Source organism: Corynebacterium sp. (assembly GCF_030152825.1).
Lineage (GTDB): Bacteria > Actinomycetota > Actinomycetes > Mycobacteriales > Mycobacteriaceae > Corynebacterium.
The window spans coordinates 1-2,508 of sequence record NZ_JASLIP010000083.1 but is presented as its reverse complement, the minus strand read 5'-3'; the positions used below and the strand labels follow the sequence as shown (position 1 = coordinate 2,508).

Below are 2,508 nucleotides of genomic sequence, written 5' to 3'. Positions count from 1 at the left end.
CGCGTGGAGCGCGCCATCAAGCAGCTGGCCAGTTACGGCGTCCCGGTGGGGCCTGCGGAGTCCGCCGCTGGATTCACTCGCGGCCTGGACCCGGATGCTCTGCAGTCCGCCGCCCATCTTCTGTTTAGGAAGCCACCGCCGGTGCTCCGGGCGGACCCGAAAGATCTTGAGGGCTGCGGTGGTGTGCAGCTGGCCCAGGCGTGCGCCGCGCAGCAGCAGTACGACCAGGGCTTGGTGCAGGTTGCGGACTCGGGCAGGGGTGCCGCGGATCTCATCGGCAACCTCTGCGAGCAGACGGCCGCGGAGGTGGAGCGGATCGTTTCCCGCTTTGAGGACCAGGTGGAGCAGTCTCGCATCGCGCTGCCGGAGTGCCCGCCGGAGCTGCTGAAGGCGATGGGGAATTCCGCCCAGCGCGCCGTGTGCGAGCAGCTGAAGCGCCGCAACAGGGCGCTCACCGAAGCGGCTGATCAGCTGGTCGCGGACTGCGAAGCGGCTGTGGCGGGCAGCGAGGGAGAGGTGCAGCTCAGCACCGCCGATCCGGCGGTGTTGGAGGCGGTGACCGGCCAGGACGTCGGCGGTGGCCACGGTGAGCAGTTCGAGCAGGCTGGCGAGGCTGTTCAGGATCTCCCGGAGGGGCAGGACGCTACGCCAACGGTCGGCACGGACTCACCGGAACATGATGGCCCAGGGGCTGAGGCTGCGCCAGGCGTGGAGACACCGCAGTCCAGCCCTGAGGATGACACAGCAGGTTCAGGCCACGATGTTTCTGCGAGCCACGGTGAAGGCAGCACTCCGAACGGCAACAGGGAGGGGCAGTCGAGCGACGACTGGCCCGTCGTCGAACTGGAGACCTCCGGTGCGCTGCCCCAGGACATTGAAGCCGCCGAAGCCACGGCCTGGAGCCCAGATATCTGGCTGGCTGAGGGGGCGGATACCGCCCAGGCAGGGCAGATTGCCCATGCTTCTGGCGACGGTGCGATTGGTGGAATGAACGCGGAGCCTGGAGGCTCGCCCGCGGTGAAGCCCGCAACCACCGGGATCACCCTGGAGCGGACCTATGAGGTGGGGATTGAAAGGAGCGGGCAGTGGTAGACCGCGATAAGTACGAGGCGATCATGGGGGAGTTCCTTGCCCGCATGGATGAGGCTGCGACGGCTTTCGAGCTCGAAATGTCTCAGCACCGGGACACTCTGGAGAAGCTCGTGGAGCGCCAAGCCCAGGCGGGGCAGGAGGGCAAGAGCGGCCACGAGGGCTTCGAAGCCAGCACCGCCGGTGGCAGGGAGGCTGCGGATCGGGCGGCCGGTGCCGCGGGTGTCGATAGCGAAGAAACTGCGAGCCATCGGGCCGGGAAGGACCGCCCAGCACCCGGCCCCGGACTGGCGGAACGCGACATCAAGCGCGCGGGCTGGTGCGTGCCCTCGAATCTCTTCGACTAGCGACACGGGGTGGGCCCACCTGCCCGCGCCAAGCGTGGCCATGCTCAGCATGGCCGCACCAGGCCGCTTAAGCGAACAGGCCGCCGCGTTCCAGGCAAACTGTGCAGCAGTTCGTGCCGCTGGTGCAGCCCCGATCTATGCGGGAGATCCTGGTTACAGCTCCGATCTCGATCGCGACGGTGACGGCGTAGCTTGTGAAAAATAGCTAATCGGTAACTGTGAAGGAGAGGGCATTTGCGCGGCGTTGCCAAGCGCGTGCCCGTTGGTGTCGCCGCTACCCGGTCGCTGAATGATGAGGTAGGCATCGGCGGCCATAAATTATGGCAATCGCGTACCGTCGAATGTATTGGCAACATTGCACTCGCCGGCGTGCGCCGGAGGGCCGGAGGAAACGCTATGACCAACGATACCGCTGTACAGACGCGGCTTGCACTGGTGACGGGTGCGACGGGGTACGTCGGCAGTAACCTCGTCACGGAATTGCTGGACCGCGGTTGGCGGGTGCGTACGCTTGCCCGCAGCCGTGACACGGCGCTGTCGATGCCCTGGGGTGACAAGATCGTGGCTGAGGGTAAGCAGGCCGGCGCGGGCGAGGTTGAGGTCTACGAGGGCGATGCAACCGATAGGCGGGATCTGGGAGCCGCGCTTGCCGACGCCACGGCAGCCTGGTACCTCATCCACTCCATGGGGGAGGGCGGTGACTTCCGTAAGGAAGAGCGCGAGATGGCACAGCGCTTTGCTGCGGTGGCGGAGGAGCAGGAGATTGGCCGCATCGTGTTCTTGGGTGGGCTGCATCCTTCGGATGAAGAGCTCTCGGAGCACTTGGGCTCCCGTGTGGAGGTAGGCGAGATCTTCTTGGACTCGAAGGTCCCGACGGCCGCGCTGCAGGCCGGCGTGGTGCTGGGCCAGGGTTCGATTTCTTTTCAGATGCTGCGTCATCTCTCGGAGCGTCTGCCGGGCGCTATTGGTCCGGATTGGATTCGCCATGAGATTACGCCGATTTCGGTGCGCGATGTGGTCTTCTACCTGGCTAGCGCGGCGGAGCTACCAGCTGATGTGAATCGCACTTTCG

The 2,508-nt window shown here is 65.9% G+C and carries 3 protein-coding genes and 1 pseudogene; all 4 read left to right on the top strand.

Going from position 1 to position 2,508, the window contains the following annotated elements; translation table 11 throughout:
* On the top strand, nucleotides 1–1,092 hold a 1,092-nt coding region (locus Q1V78_RS08645; protein WP_300613641.1), incomplete at its 5' end, for a hypothetical protein.
* Nucleotides 1,086–1,436: a hypothetical protein gene (locus tag Q1V78_RS08640; protein WP_300613640.1), complete on the top strand. Its 351-nt coding sequence runs from the start codon at nucleotides 1,086–1,088 to the stop codon at nucleotides 1,434–1,436. The genes Q1V78_RS08645 and Q1V78_RS08640, both read left to right, overlap by 7 nt.
* A gap of 79 nt (nucleotides 1,437–1,515) precedes the next feature.
* A pseudogene (locus tag Q1V78_RS08635) lies at nucleotides 1,516–1,641 on the top strand (excalibur calcium-binding domain-containing protein); the annotation flags it as partial.
* A gap of 191 nt (nucleotides 1,642–1,832) precedes the next feature.
* The coding region (locus Q1V78_RS08630; RefSeq protein ID WP_300613639.1) for an NAD(P)H-binding protein at nucleotides 1,833–2,508 on the top strand (676 nt) is incomplete at its 3' end.